The sequence below is a fragment of the Streptomyces erythrochromogenes genome (assembly GCF_036170895.1).
GTDB lineage: Bacteria > Actinomycetota > Actinomycetes > Streptomycetales > Streptomycetaceae > Streptomyces > Streptomyces erythrochromogenes.
The window spans coordinates 6,452,538-6,470,360 of sequence record NZ_CP108036.1 but is presented as its reverse complement, the minus strand read 5'-3'; the positions used below and the strand labels follow the sequence as shown (position 1 = coordinate 6,470,360).

Here is a 17,823-nt window from a genome sequence, read left to right as displayed (position 1 = left end):
CGGACCCTATAGGGAGGGTCCGACATTCGTCCCCGTACTTTCACAGTCCGGTTCTTCTCATGATTCCCGGACCGATCGCATTTCAGGCCCGCCGAGGCCCGCTCACTGCCCCGAAAGCACCCGGACCAGGTCCTCCGCCGTGCGGCAGCGGTCCAGGAGCTCCTTGACGTGGTTGCGGGTCCCCCGCAGGGGTTCCAGCGTCGGGACCCGCTGGAGCGAGTCGCGGCCCGGGAGGTCGAAGATCACCGAGTCCCACGAGGCCGCCGCTACGTCGTCCGCGTACTGTTCCAGGCAGCGGCCGCGGAAGTACGCCCTGGTGTCCTCCGGAGGCTTGCTCTGGGCCCGCTCCACCGCGGACTCCTCCACCAGCCGCTTCATCTTGCCGCGGGCCACCAGACGGTTGTAGAGGCCCTTCTCGGGCCGTACGTCCGAGTACTGGAGGTCCACCAGGTGGAGCCGCGCCGCGTCCCATTCGAGGCCGTCCCGGCGCCGGTAGCCCTCCAGGATCTCCCGCTTGGCGATCCAGTCGAGCTCCCCCGACAGGCTCATCGGGTCGCTCTCCAGCCGGCCCAGCACGTCCTCCCAGCGGGCCAGCACATCCTTGGTCTGCTCGTCCGCGTCCGAACCGAAACGCTCGTCCACGTACTTCCTGGCCAGCTCGAAGTACTCCATCTGGAGCTGTACGGCGGTCAGTGTCCGGCCGCTGCGCAGCGTGATGAGGTACTTCAGCGAGGGGTCGTGGGAGACGTGGTGGAGGGTGCGTACGGGCTGGTCGACGGCCAGGTCGACGCCGATGAACCCGTCCTCGATCATGGACAGGACGAGCGCCGTGGTGCCGAGCTTGAGGTAGGTGGAGATCTCCGAGAGGTTCGCGTCGCCGATGATCACGTGGAGCCGGCGGTACTTCTCGGCGTCGGAGTGCGGCTCGTCCCGGGTGTTGATGATGGGCCGCTTCAGGGTGGTCTCCAGGCCGACCTCGACCTCGAAGTAGTCCGCGCGCTGGCTGATCTGGAAGCCGTGCTCGCGGCCGTCCTGGCCGATGCCCACGCGTCCCGCGCCGGTCACGACCTGTCGCGAGACGAAGAAGGGGGTCAGGTGGCGCACGATCTCCGAGAAGGGGGTCTCCCGCTTCATCAGGTAGTTCTCGTGCGTGCCGTAGGAGGCGCCCTTGTTGTCGGTGTTGTTCTTGTAGAGGTGGATCGGCTGGGCCCCGGGCAGCTGGGCGGCCCGTACGGCGGCCTCGGCCATGATCCGCTCGCCGGCCTTGTCCCAGAGCACGGCGTCCAGCGGATTGGTGATCTCCGGGGAGCTGTACTCGGGGTGGGCGTGGTCGACGTAGAGCCGTGCGCCGTTCGTCAGGATGACGTTGGCGAGGCCGATGTCCTCGTCGGTCAGCTGGCTGCTGTCGGCGGCCTCGCGGGCGAGGTCGAAGCCGCGGGCGTCCCGCAGCGGGTTCTCCTCCTCGAAGTCCCAGCGGGCGCGTCGCGCCCGGTGCATCGCCGCCGCGTAGGCGTTGACGATCTGGGACGAGGTGAGCATGGCATTGGCGTTCGGGTGACCGGGGACGGAGATCCCGTACTCCGTCTCGATCCCCATTACTCGCCGTACGGTCATGCGGCCCTCCTTGCCCGGCGGCGCCCCCCTCCGGGGGCGGCGCTCAAGTACCGCTGGTGCTCCGGTGCGTGTGACTGTGCGGTGCCCGTCCCCGCACTGCGCGACCGGCGGTACGGAAGAGCCTAGAACCACTGCGCGCTCGTGGGGAGATCATTTCCGTCATTGAATCTGCCCTGTCACCGGCTGGAATACGGCCGGTAAAGCGGTCGGGTAAAGCAGTCGGCTGCGGATGCCCGGGGAGGGCATCCGCAGCCGCTCCGCTTCAGAGGTACTGACCGGTGTTCGCCACCGTGTCGATGGAGCGTCCGGTGTCCGCGCCTTGCTTTCCGGTGACGAGGGTGCGGATGAATACGATCCGCTCGCCCTTCTTGCCGGAGATTCGGGCCCAGTCGTCCGGGTTGGTGGTGTTGGGCAGGTCCTCGTTCTCCTTGAACTCGTCCACGCACGCCTGGAGGAGGTGGGAGACCCGGAGGCCCTTCTGGTTGTGCTCGAGGAAGGCCTTGATGGCCATCTTCTTCGCACGGTCGACGATGTTCTGGATCATCGCGCCCGAGTTGAAGTCCTTGAAGTACAGGACTTCCTTGTCGCCGTTGGCGTACGTGACCTCGAGGAAGCGGTTCTCCTCGGTTTCGGCGTACATCTGCTCGACGACGGTCTGGATCATGCTGTGGACGGTGCCGGCCGTGGAGCCCTGGTGTTCGGACAGGTCGTCCGTGTGCAGGGGCAGCGAGGCCTTGAGGTACTTCGCGAAGATGTCCTTCGCGGCCTCGGCGTCCGGACGCTCGATCTTGATCTTCACGTCGAGGCGGCCCGGGCGCAGGATGGCCGGGTCGATCATGTCCTCGCGGTTGGAGGCGCCGATGACGATGACGTTCTCCAGGCCCTCCACGCCGTCGATCTCGGCGAGGAGCTGCGGGACGATGGTGTTCTCGACGTCCGAGCTGACACCGGATCCGCGGGTGCGGAAGAGGGATTCCATCTCGTCGAAGAAGACGATGACGGGGGTGCCCTCGCTGGCCTTCTCGCGGGCCCGCTGGAAGACCAGGCGGATGTGCCGCTCGGTCTCGCCAACGTACTTGTTGAGGAGCTCGGGGCCCTTGATGTTCAGGAAGTACGACTTCCCCTGGGCCTGTCCGGTCACCTCGGCGACCTTCTTGGCAAGGGAGTTGGCGACGGCCTTGGCGATGAGCGTCTTGCCGCAGCCGGGCGGGCCGTAGAGCAGGATGCCCTTCGGGGGCCGCAGTTCGTGTTCCTTGAACAGGTCGGGGTAGAGGTACGGGAGCTCGACCGCGTCGCGGATCAGCTCGATCTGGTCGCCCAGGCCGCCGATCTTGTCGTAGTCGATGTCGGGGACCTCTTCGAGGACCAGGTCCTCGACCTCGCTCTTGGGGACGACCTCGTAGACGTAGCCGGAGCGGGGTTCGAGCAGGAGGGCGTCGCCGGGACGGATGGTGATGTCCAGGAGCGGCTCGGCGAGCCTCACCACCCGTTCCTCGTCGGTGTGCCCGACGACCAGGGCGCGCTCGCCGTCCTCGAGGATCTCCTTGAGGGTGACGATGTCCCCGGCCCGCTCGAATTCCATGGCCTCGACCACGTTGAGGGCCTCGTTGAGCATGACCTCCTGGCCGCGCCGGAGGTCTTCCGGGTCGACGCTGGGGCTGACGTTCACGCGGAGCTTTCGGCCTCCGGTGAAGATGTCGACGGTGCCGTCCTCGTTCGCCTGGAGGAAGACACCGAAGCCTGCCGGCGGCTGTGCGAGCCGGTCGACTTCTTCCTTGAGGGCCACGATCTGGTCGCGGGCCTCACGGAGGGTATTCGCCAGTCGTTCGTTCTGTGCGGAGACGCCGGCCAGATTCGTCTGGAGCTCGACGATCCGCTCTTCGAGAATCCTCGTGTGTCGCGGAGAGTCGGCGAGCTTACGTCGCAGGACGGCGATTTCCTGCTCGAGATAGGCAACCTGGCCGGCGGGGTCCTCGGACCCTCGCGCGGGCCGGATGCCGCGGTTGATGTCGTCGTCGTGGGCTGCCACGGTCCTCACCTCCTCCAAGGGGAGCTGGACGCTTCCTGACCCTACCTGGGCTGGTGGTGATTGAAACCCCTAGATCACAAAGACGATAGAGGTGTGTCCGATCTTCACCCTTGCGTACTCCCTCACGCCAAGGAAATACCCACCCATCAAACTCGGGAAGCAGCCGGTTGTAAGGTCGAAGTGTTCAACACCCGTCAGGGCCCGCGCGACTTGCTGCGGGTTGTGATCGGGATGGATCACTCACCGCAGGGAACGGCAGGAGATATGACCGTGCAGCAGGACGCTCCGACGGGCGGCGCCGGCGGGGCCGGCGAGTCGCTCGAGGTCTGGATCGACCAGGACCTCTGCACCGGGGACGGCATCTGCGTGCAGTACGCGCCCGAGGTGTTCGAGCTGGACATCGACGGTCTGGCGTACGTGAAGAGCGCGGACGACGAGCTGCTGCAGGAGGTGGGGGCGACCACTCCGGTGCCGCTGCCGCTGCTCCAGGACGTGGTGGACTCGGCGAAGGAATGCCCGGGCGACTGCATTCACGTAAGGCGCGTTTCGGACGGTGTGGAGGTCTTCGGTCCGGACGCGGAGTGACGCTTCAAACCCTCCTGGCGGCTGAGTCCGTCAGCTCCTGGCGGAATTTTCCGTCGCTCCAGCGCCACTTGGCGAGCTGCTTCTTGTCGGGGCAGCAGCGCGGGACCTCGGGGCCGGAGTAGCCGAGGAGGCTCGCGGTGACGGTTCGGTCGCGCACGGTCAGTTCCGTGGCGGTCTGGCGTTGCGGGGTGTCCAGGAGGGTGGCCACGACGCGGGGGCGGGAGCCCTCGGCGGGGTCCTGGGTGAGTACGTAGACGGCGTGGGGCGGGGTGCCGGAGCCCGCGTCGCAGCGGACGGCCGCCACGGTTTCGGGGCGGCCGTCTCCGTCGAGGTCGCCCTGGGCGGTGGCGGTGACGGCCCGGGGCGCGCCCTTGCAGTCGAGGGGGTAGGTGACGGCGGCCGCGTCGGGGGCGGCGGCCTGCGGCCCCTTCGCGGGGGGCTCCTCGGCGGCCGCCGGGCTGCCGGTGGCCGGCTGTACGAGTCCCGCTGCGGCTATGACGGCGGCCATGGCGGTGGCCGTGGCGAGCCAGTGGAGGGGCCTGGTCCGGGTGTGGGCCAGGGTGTCCGGGGTTGCCAGCGTGGCGGGGGTGTGCAGCACGCGGGGTGTCTCCTGTGCGAAGGGTGACGGGGAGCCAGCATCGTGCCACACCTCACACGGGGGTGGAACGGCAGGGTCCGAGGTCGGTACGGAGACAACGAAAAGGCGCTGCGGTGCAGTTCCCCCGAGGTCGGGGGAACTGCACCGCAGCGCCGTCGTGTTGGGTCGGCGGAGGGGGTGGACGGTCCCTACGCGGAGCGGTCGCTGCCGGGGCCCTCGTAGTCCTCGCCGTAGGCGCCCTTGGCGGGGCGGCGGCGGCGCATGGGGGGCTCGACGCCGTCCGCGAGGCGGCGGGCGGTGACGAGGAAGCCGGTGTGGCCGATCATGCGGTGGTCCGGGCGGACGGCCAGGCCTTCCACGTGCCAGTTGCGGATCATCGACTCCCACGGCTGCGGCTCGGCGAAGCAGCCGATCTCGCGGATGGACTCGACGGTCTTGGACAGCTGGGTGGTGGTGGCCACGTAGCAGCAGAGGATGCCGCCGGGGACGAGGGCCTTGGAGACGGCTTCCAGGCATTCCCAGGGGGCGAGCATGTCCAGGATGACGCGGTCGACGTCGGTGTCGGTCAGGTTGTCCTGGAGGTCGCCGACGGTGAGCTGCCAGGCCGGGTGGGGTCCGCCGAAGTAGCGTTCCACGTTGGCGGTGGCGATCTCGGCGAAGTCCGCGCGGCGCTCGTAGCTGTGGAGCATGCCCTGGTCGCCGATGGCGCGCAGCAGGAAGCTGCTCAGGGAGCCGGAGCCCACCCCCGCTTCCACGACGCGGGCGCCGGGGAAGATGTCGGCGAAGGCCAGGATCTGGCCCGCGTCCTTGGGGTAGACCACGGCGGCGCCGCGGGGCATGGACAGGACGTAGTCGGGGAGCAGGGGGCGCAGCGCGAGGTACGCGACGTTCCCCGTGGTACGGACAACACTGCCTTCGGGAGCACCGATCAGCTCGTCGTGGGGGAAGGAACCCTTGTGGGTGTGGAAATTCTTCCCGGCTTCGAGCGTGAACGTGTAGTGGCGGCCCTTGGGGTCGGTGAGCTGAACCTGGTCCCCGACCTTGAAGGGCCCGCGTCGGCGGGCGGCACCGGTCGGTTCGGACATGTGAACAGTGTATTGGCTTCAGGACTGGGGCCGTGCCATGGCCTTCACGAAGGCCTTCTCGACGTCGAGGGTGGACAGGACGCCGTAGATGGCGCCGCCGGGTTCGAGGACGAGGTATTCGGTGGCGGGGGTGGCGCGGAGGTGGTCGAGGAGTTCTTCGCCGGTGAGTTCCGCGGAAACCTTCATGCCGTCGGTGAGGTCCTGGGCGAGGGTGCTGACGGCGACCCAGGGGCGGCGGTGTTCGGGTACGGAGGCGATGGCGCTCTCGCGGACGATGGCGGTGGGGTCTCCGTGGCCGTCGACGACGACGAGGGCGCGGGCTCCGGCTTCGTTGGCGCGGCGGAGGGCTTCGGAGAGGGGGGTGGCGTTCTCGACGGGGATGGCGCGGCGGGTGAGGCTGCGGGCGCGCAGTTCGGGGAGGTGTTCGCGCAGCCGGGCCATGCGGAGGCTGTTGCCGGCTCCGGTCCAGATGATGGCGGCGAGGATGGCGGCGAGGAGGGCGTCCATGACGGTGTCCATGCCGCCGATCTCCTCGGTGCGGTTGCCGAGGAATCCGGTATGGGTGAGCAGGGGCAGGCCGAGGAGGACGGCGACGGCGAGGGCGCGTCCGACCCAGGCGGCGACGACGGTGCCGGCCATGGGTTTGCCGGTGATGCCCCAGATGACGGCTCGGAGCATGCGTCCGCCGTCGAGGGGGAGGCCGGGAAGCAGGTTGAAGGCCGCGACGAGCAGGTTGGAGATCATCAGGCCGGCGAGGAGGACGCCGGGGACGGTCGCCGGGTCGACGGCCTTCATGCCGAGGTAGAAGCCGCCGGCGAGGAGGAGGGAGAGCAGGGGGCCGACGAAGGCGAGGACGAATTCGCGGCCGGGGGTCTCGGACTCCTTCTCGATCTCGGAGACTCCGCCGAAGAACTGGAGCTGGATGCGGCGCACGGGGAGTTTGAAGCGGAGGGCGGCGACGGTGTGGGCGAGTTCGTGGACGAGGACGGAGGCGTAGAAGGCGACGGCGAAGAAGAGGGATACCAGGTAGCGGACGGGTCCGAGGTCGGGCAGGACGCGGTCGAGCTGGTCTCCGAAGACCCAGGTGATGAGGGCGGCGACGAGGAACCAGCTGGGTGAGACGTAGACGGGCACGCCGAAGGGGCGGCCCATGAGGAGTCCGCCGCCCGGTCCCGAGCGCCGGTTATCGCGCTCGCCGGTCTGGTCGGTGTCTGACACGTCTGTCCTTCGTTCGGTGCTGGGGGTTCACGTGTGGTTCTCGTCGCGTACGGCGCGGTGTGTGTAGCGCCTGGTGATGCTCCGATCATGCAGTGCGAGGGGGCTTGCCGTCGATGGTATGCGCGTGCTGTCCGTGGCGGGTCGTAGGGTTTTGTGCATGACGACGAGCCCCGGTGCCGTGCCTGGCGCGGCCGAAGCCGTAGCGCCGAGCGCTGTGGCACCTTCTTCGCTCTCTCCTTCCCGGGCGAGCGATTTCATGCAGTGCCCGCTGCTGTACCGGTTCCGGGTGATCGACAAGCTGCCGGAGAAGCCGAGTGCGGCGGCCACGCGGGGGACGCTGGTGCACGCGGTGCTGGAGCGGCTCTTCGATCATCCCGCGCAGGAGCGGACGGCGCCGCGGGCGAAGGAGCTGATCCCGGGGCAGTGGGACCGGTTGCTGGAGTCGCGGCCGGAGCTGACGGAGCTGTTCCCGGAGGGGGACGAGGGGGCGGCGCTGGCGCGGTGGCTGACGGAGGCGGAGGCGCTGGTCGAGCGCTGGTTCACGTTGGAGGACCCGACGCGGCTGGAGCCGGTGGAGCGGGAGTTCTTCGTGGAGACGGAGCTGGAGTCGGGGCTGCGGCTGCGCGGGATCATCGACCGGGTGGATGTGGCGCCGACGGGTGAGGTGCGGATCGTCGACTACAAGACGGGGAAGGCGCCGCGGCCGGAGTACGCCGAGGGTGCGCTGTTCCAGATGAAGTTCTACGCCCTGGTGGTGTGGCGGCTGAAGCAGGTAGTGCCGCGGCGGCTGCAGCTGGTGTACCTGGGCAGTGGGGACGTGTTGACGTACGACCCGGTGGTGGCGGACCTGGAGCGGGTGGAGCGCAAGCTGCTGGCGCTGTGGGAGGCGATCCGGGAGGCGACGGCGACGGGTGAGTGGCGGCCGCGGCCGACGAAGCTGTGCGGTTGGTGCGACCACCAGGCGTCGTGTCCGGAGTTCGGCGGTACTCCCCCGGTGTACCCCCTGCCGGTGGTGCCGAGGCCGGCCGGGGGTCCGGACGGGGTCAGCTAGGGGTTGTCTCGGGCCGGGCCGGTCGATGCCCACCAGGTGACCAGCCGGGCGGCGATCGCGTCGGGCCGCGGGCACGGGGATGCGAGGCCGAAGTGGTCCTCCAGCTCGTGCTGCAGGAACTCGGCGATCTCCGTCCGGCCGGCGCCGCCGCGGAGCCGTCCGAGGAGCGGGGGAAGCATGCAGTCGTACTCGTCCCGCACCGAGTCGGCGACGCCGATCGGGTCCCACTCGTTGATCAGGCGCCGCAGCTCGTTCTCGGTGGCGGTGCTCCAGGCTCAGCCTGCCAGAGGGGGATCGTCCGCCGTCGCACGGGCCCCGGGGCCGGGAGTTCTTGATCGTCGGGTCAGGGCAGAATGGGCGTGCCCGTCCAGCCGTCCCACGAATACGAGGTATCGCCCGTGGCCATCCGCGTTCTTCTGGTCGACGACCAGCCACTGTTGCGCACCGGCTTCCGGATGATCCTGGAGGCGGAGGAGGAGCTGGCGGTGGTCGGCGAGGCCGGGGACGGCCTGCAGGCGCTGGACCAGGTGCGGGCGCTGCAGCCGGACGTGGTGCTGATGGACATCCGGATGCCGCGGATGGACGGGGTCGAGGCGACGCGCCAGATCACGGGTCCGGGCCGGGACGGTCCGGCGAAGGTGCTGGTGCTGACCACGTTCGATCTGGACGAGTACGTGGTGGAGGCGCTGCGGGCCGGGGCGAGCGGGTTCCTCCTGAAGGACGCGCCGGCCAACGAGCTGGTGCAGGCGATCCGGGTGGTGGCGGCGGGCGAGGCGATGCTCGCGCCGAGCATCACGCGGCGGCTGCTGGACAAGTACGCGGGGCACCTGCCGTCGGGTGACGAGCGCGTCCCGGACACGCTGGGGACGCTGACCGAGCGCGAGGTGGAGGTGCTGAAGCTGGTGGCGCGGGGCCTGTCGAACGCGGAGATCGCGGCGGACCTGTTCGTGAGCGAGACGACGGTCAAGACGCACGTGGGGCACGTCCTGACGAAGCTGGGGCTGCGCGACCGGGTGCAGGCGGCGGTGTACGCGTACGAGAGCGGTCTGGTGCGCCCCGGGGCGCAGTAGCAGTAGCAGTAGCGGTCGCGGTCGTCGTAGCTGTAGGGAACGGGCACGGGGCCGCACGCGCGAGTGGACCTCGCGCGTGCGGCCCCGTGGTGTGTCCGGGGGCGGCCCGGATCAGCCCTTGCTGATCTCCCAGAAGCGGAAGACCGTGGAGGCGTCCAGGGACCACTGCAGGCCGTTCACGTTCTGGCGGGTGACGGCGTACTGCTTGCCCTGCCAGAGCGGGAGGAGCGGGAGCTCGTCGGCGACGATGTCCTGGAGCCGGTTGTAGTCGGTGTTGGCCGCGGTGCGGTCGGACTTCGCGGAGGTCGACGGGATGATCGTCCCGGTGATCTCCTTGTTGTCGTAGTTGTTGTTCAGGACGTTGCCCGGGCCGAAGAACGGCTGGGTGAAGTTGTCGGCGTCCGGGTAGTCGGGGACCCAGCCCTTGACGTAGATGCCGTACTTGCCCGCCTGGATGTCCTGCTCGTACTGCTCGTACTCGACGGACTTGACGTCGGCCTCGAAGAGGCCGCTGTCGTTGAGCTGCTTGGCGATGACCTCGAACTGCTGGTCGGTGGAGGGGCCGTAGCGGGACGGGGTCGAGTACAGGGTGACCTTGACCTTGCCGTTGATGTTCGCGGCCTTGAGGACGGCCTTGGCCTTCTCGGGCTGCGGGCTGCCGCCGTAGCGGTCGAAGAACGGCGTGGTGTGGCCGGCGATGCCGGTCGGGACGATGGAGTACAGCGCGGTGGCGGTGCCGGCGTACACGTCCTTGACGAGGGCCTCGCGGTCCACGAGGTAGGCGATGGCCTTGCGGACGGGGAGCTTGCCGACGACCGGGTCGTTCATGTTGAAGACCATGTGCTCGACCTCGGCACCGGTGCCCTGGACGACGTCGACCTTCTCGTCGCCGGTCTTGCTGGAGGCGAGGGCGGCGATGTCCTTCGCGGCGAGGCCGCGGAAGGCGAAGTCGACGTCTCCGCTCTCCAGGACGGTCTTGAGGCCGGCCTGGTCGCCGTTGAAGAACTTCAGGGTGACGCCGGTGTTCTTGGCCTTGGCCTTGCCGGTGTAGGACTCGTTGACCGAGAAGCTGGCGCTCTTCTCGCTGAAGGAGTCGAGCTTGTAGACGCCGGAGCCGACGGCCTTGTTGTCGGTGCGGAGCTTGTCGGCCGGGTACTCGCGGTGGTCGACGATGGAGCCCGCACCCGAGGCGATCTTGCTCGGGAAGGTGGCGTCGGAGGTCTTCAGGCGGAAGACGACGGTCTTCTCGTCGGGGGCGTCGATGCCGGCGATCGAGGCGAGCATGACGGCGGGGCCGTTCTCGTCGTTGATCTTCAGCGTGCGCTCGAAGGAGTACTTGACGTCCTTCGAGGTGAGCTCGTGGCCGTTGCTGAACTTCAGGTCGGGCTTGAGCGTGCACTTGAAGAGCTTGCTGTCGCCGCCCTCGAAGCCGCAGCTCTGGGCCGCGTCGGGCTCGGGGGTGGTACCGCCCTTGGGGAAGCTCAGCAGCGACTGGAAGACGTTGTTGAAGAGCAGCCAGGAGCCCGGGTCGTAGCCGGACGCCGGGTCGGTGGACTTCACCTTGTCGGATATGCCCATGACCACGCCCTTGCCGCTGCCGGCATTGGAGCCATCGGTCGAACCGCAACCGCTGAGCAGCGCGGCGGCGGTGGCCGCGCCGAGCGGGGCCGCCAGCCACTGGTTACGTCGATTCACGCGAACGTCCTTCACAGTCGAACTGTTTCGTTGCTCCGGCCCGCGACACCCGCTGCCGGTCTTTGCCTTGCTCAGCCGCTTACGCCACGGCCGAGCTCCCACAACTGGAGGTCGGAGATGGCGTTGACCGACCACTCCACTCCGGTGATCCCGTCGCGTGCGGCGACGTACTGCTTGCCCTGCCACAGGGGCAGGACGGGTACGTCCTCGGCGACGATGTCCTGCATCTCCGTGATCGCGGGGGCGGCGACGTTTCGGTCGACCGCGCGCCGGGATTCGGGGAGGAGCCTGGTGCGCACCGTGTTGTTGGCGTACGGCGTGCCCAGGAAGTTGTCCTGCTCCAGGAACGGGGCGAGGAAGTTGTCGGCGTCCGGGTAGTCGGGGAACCAGCCGAGCCCGTAGGCGGCGTGGTCGCCCTTCTTCTGCGCGGGGCGGAAGTCCGCCCACTCGCTGCCCTGGACGGTGATGTCGAACAGCTGGGTGGCGTTGAGCTGGGCCTTGAGGGCCTCGAACTCGGCCGCCGTGCCGTCGCCGTAGTGGTCGTTGGTGTAGTGCAGCGTCAGCTTGACCGGGGTCTTGATCCCGGCCTCCTTCAGCAGTGCGGCGGCCTTGGGCGTGTTGCCGTCGCCGTACTTGTTGTAGAAGGAGTTGACGTGGCCGGTCACGCTGGTGGGGACCAGTGAGTAGAGCGGCTGGGCGGACTTGCCGTAGACCTTGGAGATCAGCGCGCCGCGGTCGACGGCGGCGGCGAGCGCCTGGCGCACGGCCTTGTCCTTGACGACGGGCGCGTCGGTGTTGAAGCCGAGGTAGCGGATCTCCAGGCCGGGCATCGGGACCAGCTTGACGCCCTTGGGCGGGTTGGCGCTGAGCTCGGTGATCTGGGCGGGCGACAGGGTGCGGGAGACCACGTGGATCTTCCCGTCCGTGAGGGCCTTGCCCATGGCCGGGGAGTCGGGATAGGTGCGCAGCTCGACCTTGTCGTTCTGCAGCTTGATGTCGCCCTTGTAGTGGGGGTTCTTGCTGAAGACGGCGCGGACGAGGCGGTTCTCCTTGACCTCGGCCTTCATGGTGTAGGGCCCGGAGCCGTCCACCTCGAAGCCCTCGCGGAGCTTCTTGGCGTCGTAGTCCTTCTCGCTGACGATGCCGGCGGCGGGGGTGGAGAGCTTGAAGGGGAAGGTCGCGTCCGGGGTCTTCAGGTGGAAGATCACGGTGTCCTCGCCCTTGACCTCGACGTTGTCGAGGGTGGAGAGCAGCGAGGAGGGGCCGTTCTCGTCCTTGATGGCGAGGACGCGGTCGATGGAGAACTTGACGTCCTTGGCGGTGAGCGGGTCGCCGCTGGCGAACTTGAGCCCGGGGCGCAGGGTGCAGCGGTAGCTCTCGTTGCCGGAGTCGGTGAAGCGGCACGCGGAGGCCGCCTCGGGGACGGGCTGGCCGCCGCCGCGCGGGGTGTGCATCAGCGTCTGGACGGTCTGGCGCAGGATGTTCCAGGCGCCGGCGTCGTAGGCGTAGGCGGGGTCGAAGGGGGCGGGAGCGAAGTCTGCGGCCTCGAACCGGTCGGTGGTCCCGACGACGATCGCCGCGGATCCTGCTCCTCCGCCACTCGCGGTGCCGCATGCGGCCAGCGCGGGGGTGAGCAGTCCGGCCGCGGCCGTCAGCACCATGGTCTTGCGGTTCATGCTGGAAGTACTCCCTGTAACCGGCACTTGCTCAAAGCGGTGTGAAGGGCACTTCGCGGCGGTCGCCCGTTCAGGGCGGAACGATCGGGCCGGTGTTGTGACGATCGGTCCACGCGGTCCGGCACAGGGGTGTGTGTCCGGGACGCGGCTGGGTGCGGCGCAGTGCCCGGCTCGACACTAGTGGTCCGGGGCGGGATGGCTGGAACTGGCCGGACTTGGGGCGTAATCGCACCGTGATCGGAGCGAACTGCCTGTTCACAGGCAGGGCTGCGCAGATTCGGTCAGGGGCTGATCAATGTGGACACATTGGAAGCCGTCGGGGCCTCCGGACAGGCCCGTCGGGGGTGTGACGCGTGACCAAGGTCACCCTGCGCAACGACCCCGGAGGGGATGGAATTTCAGCCTCCGGGGCCTGCGACGGAAGATCCTTCCGTCAGGACGCGACCCGACGGGGTTCCATTCGGCACGGAGCGTACTCATGGAATCTCGGTGCGTGGCGATGCATACCGATGTAGGGCACTGCATGCCGATGTGTCCAATTGAGTCGGGCGCGTGCCGGACCGGGAGCGGGCCGGGGGGCCGGGGGGGTCCGGGCCGGCCCTTCCGTCACTCTCAGTTCATGGGGGCGATGAGGGAGCGCAGGAACGCCAGGTCGACGTCCTCCAGCGAGCGGACGACCGTACGCCCCGGAGCCGGTTCGATCACGCCGACCGAGGGGATGGCCACGACCCGGCAGCCGGCGGCCTCCGCGGCCGCCACACCGGTGCGGGTGTCCTCGATGACCGCGCACCGCGAGGGGTGCGCGCCGAGCGTCCGCGCGGCGAGCAGGTAGGGGTCGGGGTGCGGCTTGGTACGCGCGACCTCGTCGCCGGCGACCGTCAGCGTGAAGCGGTCGCGGCCGAGGGTGAGCAGGACCTGGTCGATGACCCGGCGGTGGGAGGCGGAGACCAGGGCGGTGGGCACGTTGTGCCGGGCGAGCTCGGCCAGCAGCCGCTCGGCGCCGGGCATCAGGGGGACCTGGTCGGCGATGCGGGCCTCGAAGCGCTCGTTGAGCAGGACGCTCAGTTCGGCGATGGTGATGGCGGCCCCGGTGGCCTCGATCAGGAAGCCGGCGCTGCGGGTCATGGGCCCGCCGACGACCTCGTCGCGCCAGGCGTCCTGGAGGCGGTGGCCGAGCTCGTGGAAGACCTCCGCCTCGATCTCCCACCAGAAGCCCTCGGTGTCCACCAGGGTGCCGTCCATGTCGAGCAGCACCGCCTGCAGGGCCGAGCCGTCGGCCGTGCGGGTGACCGGGGCGGGAACGGTGCTCGTCATGCGCGTACCTCTCGAAGGGACGAGAAGGCCGGTCACCTCTTCCCGCGGGGCATCCCCCGGGGGAACAGGCGACCGGCCTGTATGGGACCGACAAGTGTACGTCGCCGGAGCTCAGCGTGCGTTGAAATACTTCGCTTCGGGGTGGTGGATCACGATGGCGTCCGTCGACTGCTCCGGGTGGAGCTGGAACTCCTCCGAGAGGTGGACGCCGATCCGCTCCGGCTGGAGGAGGTCGGCGATCTTCGCGCGGTCCTCCAGATCGGGGCAGGCGCCGTAGCCGAGGGAGAAGCGGGCGCCGCGGTACTTGAGGTCGAACATGTCCTCGACCTTGGCCGGGTCCTCGCCGCCGAATCCGAGCTCGGCGCGGACCCGGGCGTGCCAGTACTCGGCCATGGCCTCGGCGAGCTGGACGGACAGGCCGTGCAGTTCCAGGTACTCGCGGTAGGAGTCGGACGCGAACAGCTTGGCCGTCGCCTCGCCGATCTTCGAGCCGACGGTGACCACCTGGAGGCCGACGACGTCGGTCTCGCCGGACTCCTCCGGGCGGAAGAAGTCCGCGAGGCACAGGCGGCGGCCGCGGCGCTGGCGCGGGAAGGTGAAGCGGGTCCGCTCGTTGCCGGCGTCGTCGAGGATGATCAGGTCCTCGCCCTTGGAGACGCAGGGGAAGTAGCCGTAGACGACGGCCGCCTCCAGCAGGTTCTCGGTGTGCAGCTTCTCCAGGAGGCCGCGCAGCCGCGGGCGGCCCTCGCTCTCGACGAGCTCCTCGTACGTGGCCCCGCCGGCGCGGGCCTGCTTGAGGCCCCACTGGCCCTTGAAGAGGGCGCCCTCGTCCAGCCAGGAGGCGTAGTCCTTGAGCGGGATGCCCTTGACCACCCGGGTGCCCCAGAACGGCGGGGTGGGCACCGGGTTGTCGACGGACACGTCGGAGCGGCCGCCGGACTCCTCCGGCTCCTCCACCTGGAGGGCCGGCGTGTCGCGCTTGGCGACGCGGCGCTGCTTGAGCTCGGGCAGGGTGGCGCCCGGCACGCCGCGCTTGACGGCGATGAGGGCGTCCATGAGGCGCAGGCCCTCGAAGGCGTCGCGGGCGTAGCGGACCTCGCCCTCGTAGATCTCGTGGAGGTCCTGCTCGACGTAGGCGCGGGTGAGGGCGGCGCCGCCGAGGATCACCGGGTAGTCGGCGGCCAGCTTGCGCTGGTTGAGCTCCTCCAGGTTCTCCTTCATGATCACGGTCGACTTCACGAGCAGGCCGGACATGCCGATGACGTCGGCCTTGTGCTCCTGGGCGGCTTCGAGGATCGCGGAGACGGGCTGCTTGATGCCGATGTTGACGACGTTGTAGCCGTTGTTGGTCAGGATGATGTCGACGAGGTTCTTGCCGATGTCGTGGACGTCGCCGCGGACGGTGGCCAGGACGATGGTGCCCTTGCCCTCGTCGTCCGTCTTCTCCATGTGCGGTTCGAGGTGGGCCACGGCCGACTTCATGACCTCGGCGGACTGGAGGACGAAGGGGAGCTGCATCTGGCCCGAGCCGAAGAGCTCGCCGACGACCTTCATGCCCTCCAGGAGGGTGTCGTTGACGATGTCGAGGGCGGGGCGGGTCTGGAGGGCCTCGTCGAGGTCGGCCTCCAGGCCGTTCTTCTCGCCGTCGATGATGCGGCGCTGCAGGCGCTCGTCCAGGGGCAGGGCGAGGAGTTCCTCGGCGCGGCCCGCCTTCAGGGACTTGGTGTTGACGCCTTCGAAGAGGGCCATCAGCTTCTGCAGCGGGTCGTAGTCCTCGGTGCGCCGGTCGTAGACCAGGTCGAGGGCGGTGGAGACCTGCTCCTCGTCGAACCGGGCGATCGGCAGGATCTTGGAGGCGTGGACGATGGCCGAGTCGAGTCCGGCCTTGACGCACTCGTCGAGGAAGACGGAGTTCAGCAGGACGCGGGCGGCCGGGTTCAGGCCGAAGGAGATGTTCGACAGGCCCAGGGTGGTCTGGACGTCGGGGTGGCGGCGCTTGAGCTCGCGGATCGACTCGATCGTGGCGATGCCGTCCTTGCGGGACTCCTCCTGGCCGGTGCAGATGGTGAAGGTCAGCGTGTCGATGAGGATGTCCGACTCGCGGATGCCCCAGTTGCCCGTGAGGTCCTCGATGAGCCGTTCGGCGATGGCGACCTTGTGCTCGACGGTGCGGGCCTGGCCCTCCTCGTCGATGGTCAGCGCGATGAGCGCGGCGCCGTGCTCCTGGGCCAGCCGGGTGACCTTGGCGAAACGGGACTCGGGGCCGTCGCCGTCCTCGTAGTTCACCGAGTTGATGACCGCGCGGCCGCCGAGCTTCTCCAGGCCCGCCTTGATGACGGGAACCTCGGTGGAGTCCAGGACGATCGGCAGGGTGGAGGCGGTGGCGAAGCGGCCGGCGAGCTCCTCCATGTCGGCGACGCCGTCGCGGCCGACGTAGTCCACGCAGAGGTCGAGCATGTGCGCGCCCTCGCGGATCTGGTCGCGCGCCATCTCGACGCAGTCGTCCCAGCGGCCTTCCAGCATGGCCTCGCGGAACTTCTTGGAGCCGTTGGCGTTCGTGCGCTCGCCGATCGCCATGTACGAGGTGTCCTGGCGGAAGGGCACGGTCTGGTAGAGCGATGCGGCGCCGGGCTCGGGCCGGGGGTCGCGCGGGACGACGGCCGTGCCGCGGACCCGCTCGACGACCTGGCGCAGGTGCTCGGGGGTGGTGCCGCAGCAGCCGCCGACCAGGGAGAGGCCGTACTCGCGGACGAAGGTCTCCTGGGCGTCGGCGAGCTCGGCGGCGGTCAGCGGATAGTGCGCGCCCTCCTTGGTCAGGACGGGCAGGCCGGCGTTGGGCATGCAGGAGAGGGGGATGCGGGCGTTGCGCGCGAGGTAGCGCAGGTGCTCGCTCATCTCGGCGGGGCCGGTGGCGCAGTTCAGGCCGATCATGTCGATGCCGAGGGGCTCCAGCGCGGTCAGGGCCGCGCCGATCTCGGAGCCCAGCAGCATGGTGCCGGTGGTCTCGACGGTGACGGAGCAGATCAGCGGGACGTTGACGCCGAGCGCCTCCATGGCGCGGCGGGCGCCGATGATGGAGGACTTCGTCTGCAGGAGGTCCTGGGTGGTCTCGACGAGCAGCGCGTCGGAGCCGCCGGCGAGCAGGCCCTCGGCGTTGGTCTGGTAGGCGTCGCGGATCTGCGCGTAGGTGATGTGGCCGAGGGTGGGCAGCTTGGTTCCGGGGCCCATGGAGCCGAGGACCCAGCGCTGCTGGCCGGTGGAGGCGGTGAACTCGTCGGCGACCTCGCGGGCGATGCGGGCGCCGGACTCGGACAGCTCGAAGTTGCGTTCGGCGATGTCGTACTCGGCGAGGGCCGCGTAGTTCGCGCCGAAGGTGTTGGTCTCGACGCAGTCCACGCCCACCGAGAAGTACGCCTCGTGCACCGTGCGGACGATGTCGGGGCGGGTGACGTTGAGGACCTCGTTGCAGCCTTCGAGCTGCTGGAAGTCGTCGAGGGTGGGGTCCTGTGCCTGGAGCATCGTTCCCATGGCTCCGTCGGCGACGACCACGCGGGTCGCGAGCGCCTCCCGGAGGGCGTCGGCCCGGGTCTGGGTGTCGGCGGGCGGGTTCGGCAACGAGGCCATGGAGTGCTCCCTGGGATGCGACGGCTGTCGGCTTTGCGCCCCCGCTGTGTCAGGGGCGCACGCGGCCAGGGTAACCGCGGGGCGCCCGCCCCGGTGTGGGTGTCCCACGTGGCGGACTGCATTCTGTGGCGGGAACGTGGCGGGGGATGTCCCGGCGACCGTACGGCGAACAGATCTCCGACGGTGCGCGAGGTCGGCATCGACCGATACTGTTCAGCATTGTCGAACCGCGTCAAGATGGTCAGTAGTAACGAAGGTCAGCAG

At 69.1% G+C, this 17,823-nt stretch carries 13 protein-coding genes; 3 read left to right on the top strand and 10 right to left on the bottom strand.

The window, feature by feature from the left end:
* Positions 1-102: 102 nt before the first annotated feature.
* Together dop and arc are read right to left on the bottom strand one after the other, a co-directional pair.
* On the bottom strand, positions 103-1,614 hold the full coding sequence (gene dop, locus OHA91_RS29585) for a depupylase/deamidase Dop (protein WP_031153856.1): 1,512 nt from the start codon (positions 1,612-1,614) through the stop codon (positions 103-105).
* Positions 1,615-1,876: 262 nt separating this feature from the next.
* On the bottom strand, positions 1,877-3,643 hold the full coding sequence (arc, locus tag OHA91_RS29580; RefSeq protein ID WP_030655926.1) for a proteasome ATPase: 1,767 nt from the start codon (positions 3,641-3,643) through the stop codon (positions 1,877-1,879).
* A 264-nt stretch (positions 3,644-3,907) separates the two neighbouring features.
* Here arc and OHA91_RS29575 point away from each other — a divergent pair, with 264 nt between their 5' ends.
* Positions 3,908-4,228: a ferredoxin gene (locus OHA91_RS29575; RefSeq protein WP_328740339.1), complete on the top strand. Its 321-nt coding sequence runs from the start codon at positions 3,908-3,910 to the stop codon at positions 4,226-4,228.
* Between the two features lie 4 nt (positions 4,229-4,232).
* On the opposite strand, the gene OHA91_RS29570 is transcribed toward OHA91_RS29575, so the two are convergent.
* From OHA91_RS29570 to OHA91_RS29560, 3 genes are all read right to left on the bottom strand, one after another.
* A complete protein-coding gene (locus tag OHA91_RS29570) occupies positions 4,233-4,826 on the bottom strand; it encodes a hypothetical protein (RefSeq protein ID WP_245240187.1) in 594 nt (197 codons plus the stop codon).
* 188 nt (positions 4,827-5,014) lie between these two features.
* On the bottom strand, positions 5,015-5,911 hold the full coding sequence (locus tag OHA91_RS29565) for a tRNA (adenine-N1)-methyltransferase (RefSeq protein WP_328740338.1): 897 nt from the start codon (positions 5,909-5,911) through the stop codon (positions 5,015-5,017).
* A gap of 18 nt (positions 5,912-5,929) precedes the next feature.
* Positions 5,930-7,063: a site-2 protease family protein gene (locus OHA91_RS29560; protein ID WP_107064758.1), complete on the bottom strand. Its 1,134-nt coding sequence runs from the start codon at positions 7,061-7,063 to the stop codon at positions 5,930-5,932.
* A gap of 223 nt (positions 7,064-7,286) precedes the next feature.
* Between OHA91_RS29560 and OHA91_RS29555 the strand changes: the two genes are divergently transcribed.
* A complete protein-coding gene (locus tag OHA91_RS29555) occupies positions 7,287-8,180 on the top strand; it encodes a RecB family exonuclease (RefSeq protein WP_209441524.1) in 894 nt (297 codons plus the stop codon).
* On the opposite strand, the gene OHA91_RS29550 is transcribed toward OHA91_RS29555, so the two are convergent.
* Complete coding sequence (locus tag OHA91_RS29550; RefSeq protein WP_245240188.1) at positions 8,177-8,359, bottom strand: hypothetical protein; 183 nt, start codon at positions 8,357-8,359, stop codon at positions 8,177-8,179. The genes OHA91_RS29555 and OHA91_RS29550 overlap by 4 nt on opposite strands.
* Positions 8,360-8,578: 219 nt before the next feature.
* Here OHA91_RS29550 and OHA91_RS29545 point away from each other — a divergent pair, with 219 nt between their 5' ends.
* Complete coding sequence (locus OHA91_RS29545) at positions 8,579-9,250, top strand: response regulator (protein ID WP_031153871.1); 672 nt, start codon at positions 8,579-8,581, stop codon at positions 9,248-9,250.
* Between the two features lie 111 nt (positions 9,251-9,361).
* Here OHA91_RS29545 and OHA91_RS29540 read toward each other — a convergent pair whose 3' ends face one another.
* The 4 genes from OHA91_RS29540 to metH form a co-directional block, all read right to left on the bottom strand.
* Positions 9,362-10,945, bottom strand: coding sequence for an ABC transporter substrate-binding protein (locus OHA91_RS29540; protein ID WP_328740337.1), 1,584 nt, complete (start codon positions 10,943-10,945; stop codon positions 9,362-9,364).
* A gap of 71 nt (positions 10,946-11,016) precedes the next feature.
* Positions 11,017-12,621, bottom strand: a complete 1,605-nt coding sequence (locus OHA91_RS29535) for an ABC transporter substrate-binding protein (RefSeq protein WP_031153876.1) — start codon at positions 12,619-12,621, stop codon at positions 11,017-11,019.
* A 612-nt stretch (positions 12,622-13,233) separates the two neighbouring features.
* Positions 13,234-13,935: an HAD family hydrolase gene (locus OHA91_RS29530; RefSeq protein WP_031153878.1), complete on the bottom strand. Its 702-nt coding sequence runs from the start codon at positions 13,933-13,935 to the stop codon at positions 13,234-13,236.
* A gap of 111 nt (positions 13,936-14,046) precedes the next feature.
* Positions 14,047-17,559 carry a methionine synthase gene (gene metH / locus OHA91_RS29525; RefSeq protein WP_031153879.1) on the bottom strand — a complete coding sequence of 1,171 codons (3,513 nt, stop codon included), beginning with the start codon at positions 17,557-17,559 and terminating at the stop codon, positions 14,047-14,049.
* Positions 17,560-17,823: the final 264 nt, after the last annotated feature.

Excerpts from the sequence above, each read along its gene's own strand:
- dop (WP_031153856.1), bottom strand. The coding sequence starts at position 1,614 with ATGACCGTACGGCGAGTAATGGGGATCGAGACGGAGTACGGGATCTCC.
- OHA91_RS29575 (WP_328740339.1), top strand. The coding sequence starts at position 3,908 with ATGACCGTGCAGCAGGACGCTCCGACGGGCGGCGCCGGCGGGGCCGGC.
- OHA91_RS29565 (WP_328740338.1), bottom strand. The coding sequence starts at position 5,911 with ATGTCCGAACCGACCGGTGCCGCCCGCCGACGCGGGCCCTTCAAGGTC.
- OHA91_RS29560 (WP_107064758.1), bottom strand. The coding sequence starts at position 7,063 with ATGGGCCGCCCCTTCGGCGTGCCCGTCTACGTCTCACCCAGCTGGTTC.
- OHA91_RS29555 (WP_209441524.1), top strand. The coding sequence starts at position 7,287 with ATGACGACGAGCCCCGGTGCCGTGCCTGGCGCGGCCGAAGCCGTAGCG.
- OHA91_RS29550 (WP_245240188.1), bottom strand. The coding sequence starts at position 8,359 with ATGCTTCCCCCGCTCCTCGGACGGCTCCGCGGCGGCGCCGGCCGGACG.
- OHA91_RS29535 (WP_031153876.1), bottom strand. The coding sequence starts at position 12,621 with ATGAACCGCAAGACCATGGTGCTGACGGCCGCGGCCGGACTGCTCACC.
- OHA91_RS29530 (WP_031153878.1), bottom strand. The coding sequence starts at position 13,935 with ATGACGAGCACCGTTCCCGCCCCGGTCACCCGCACGGCCGACGGCTCG.
- metH (WP_031153879.1), bottom strand. The coding sequence starts at position 17,559 with ATGGCCTCGTTGCCGAACCCGCCCGCCGACACCCAGACCCGGGCCGAC.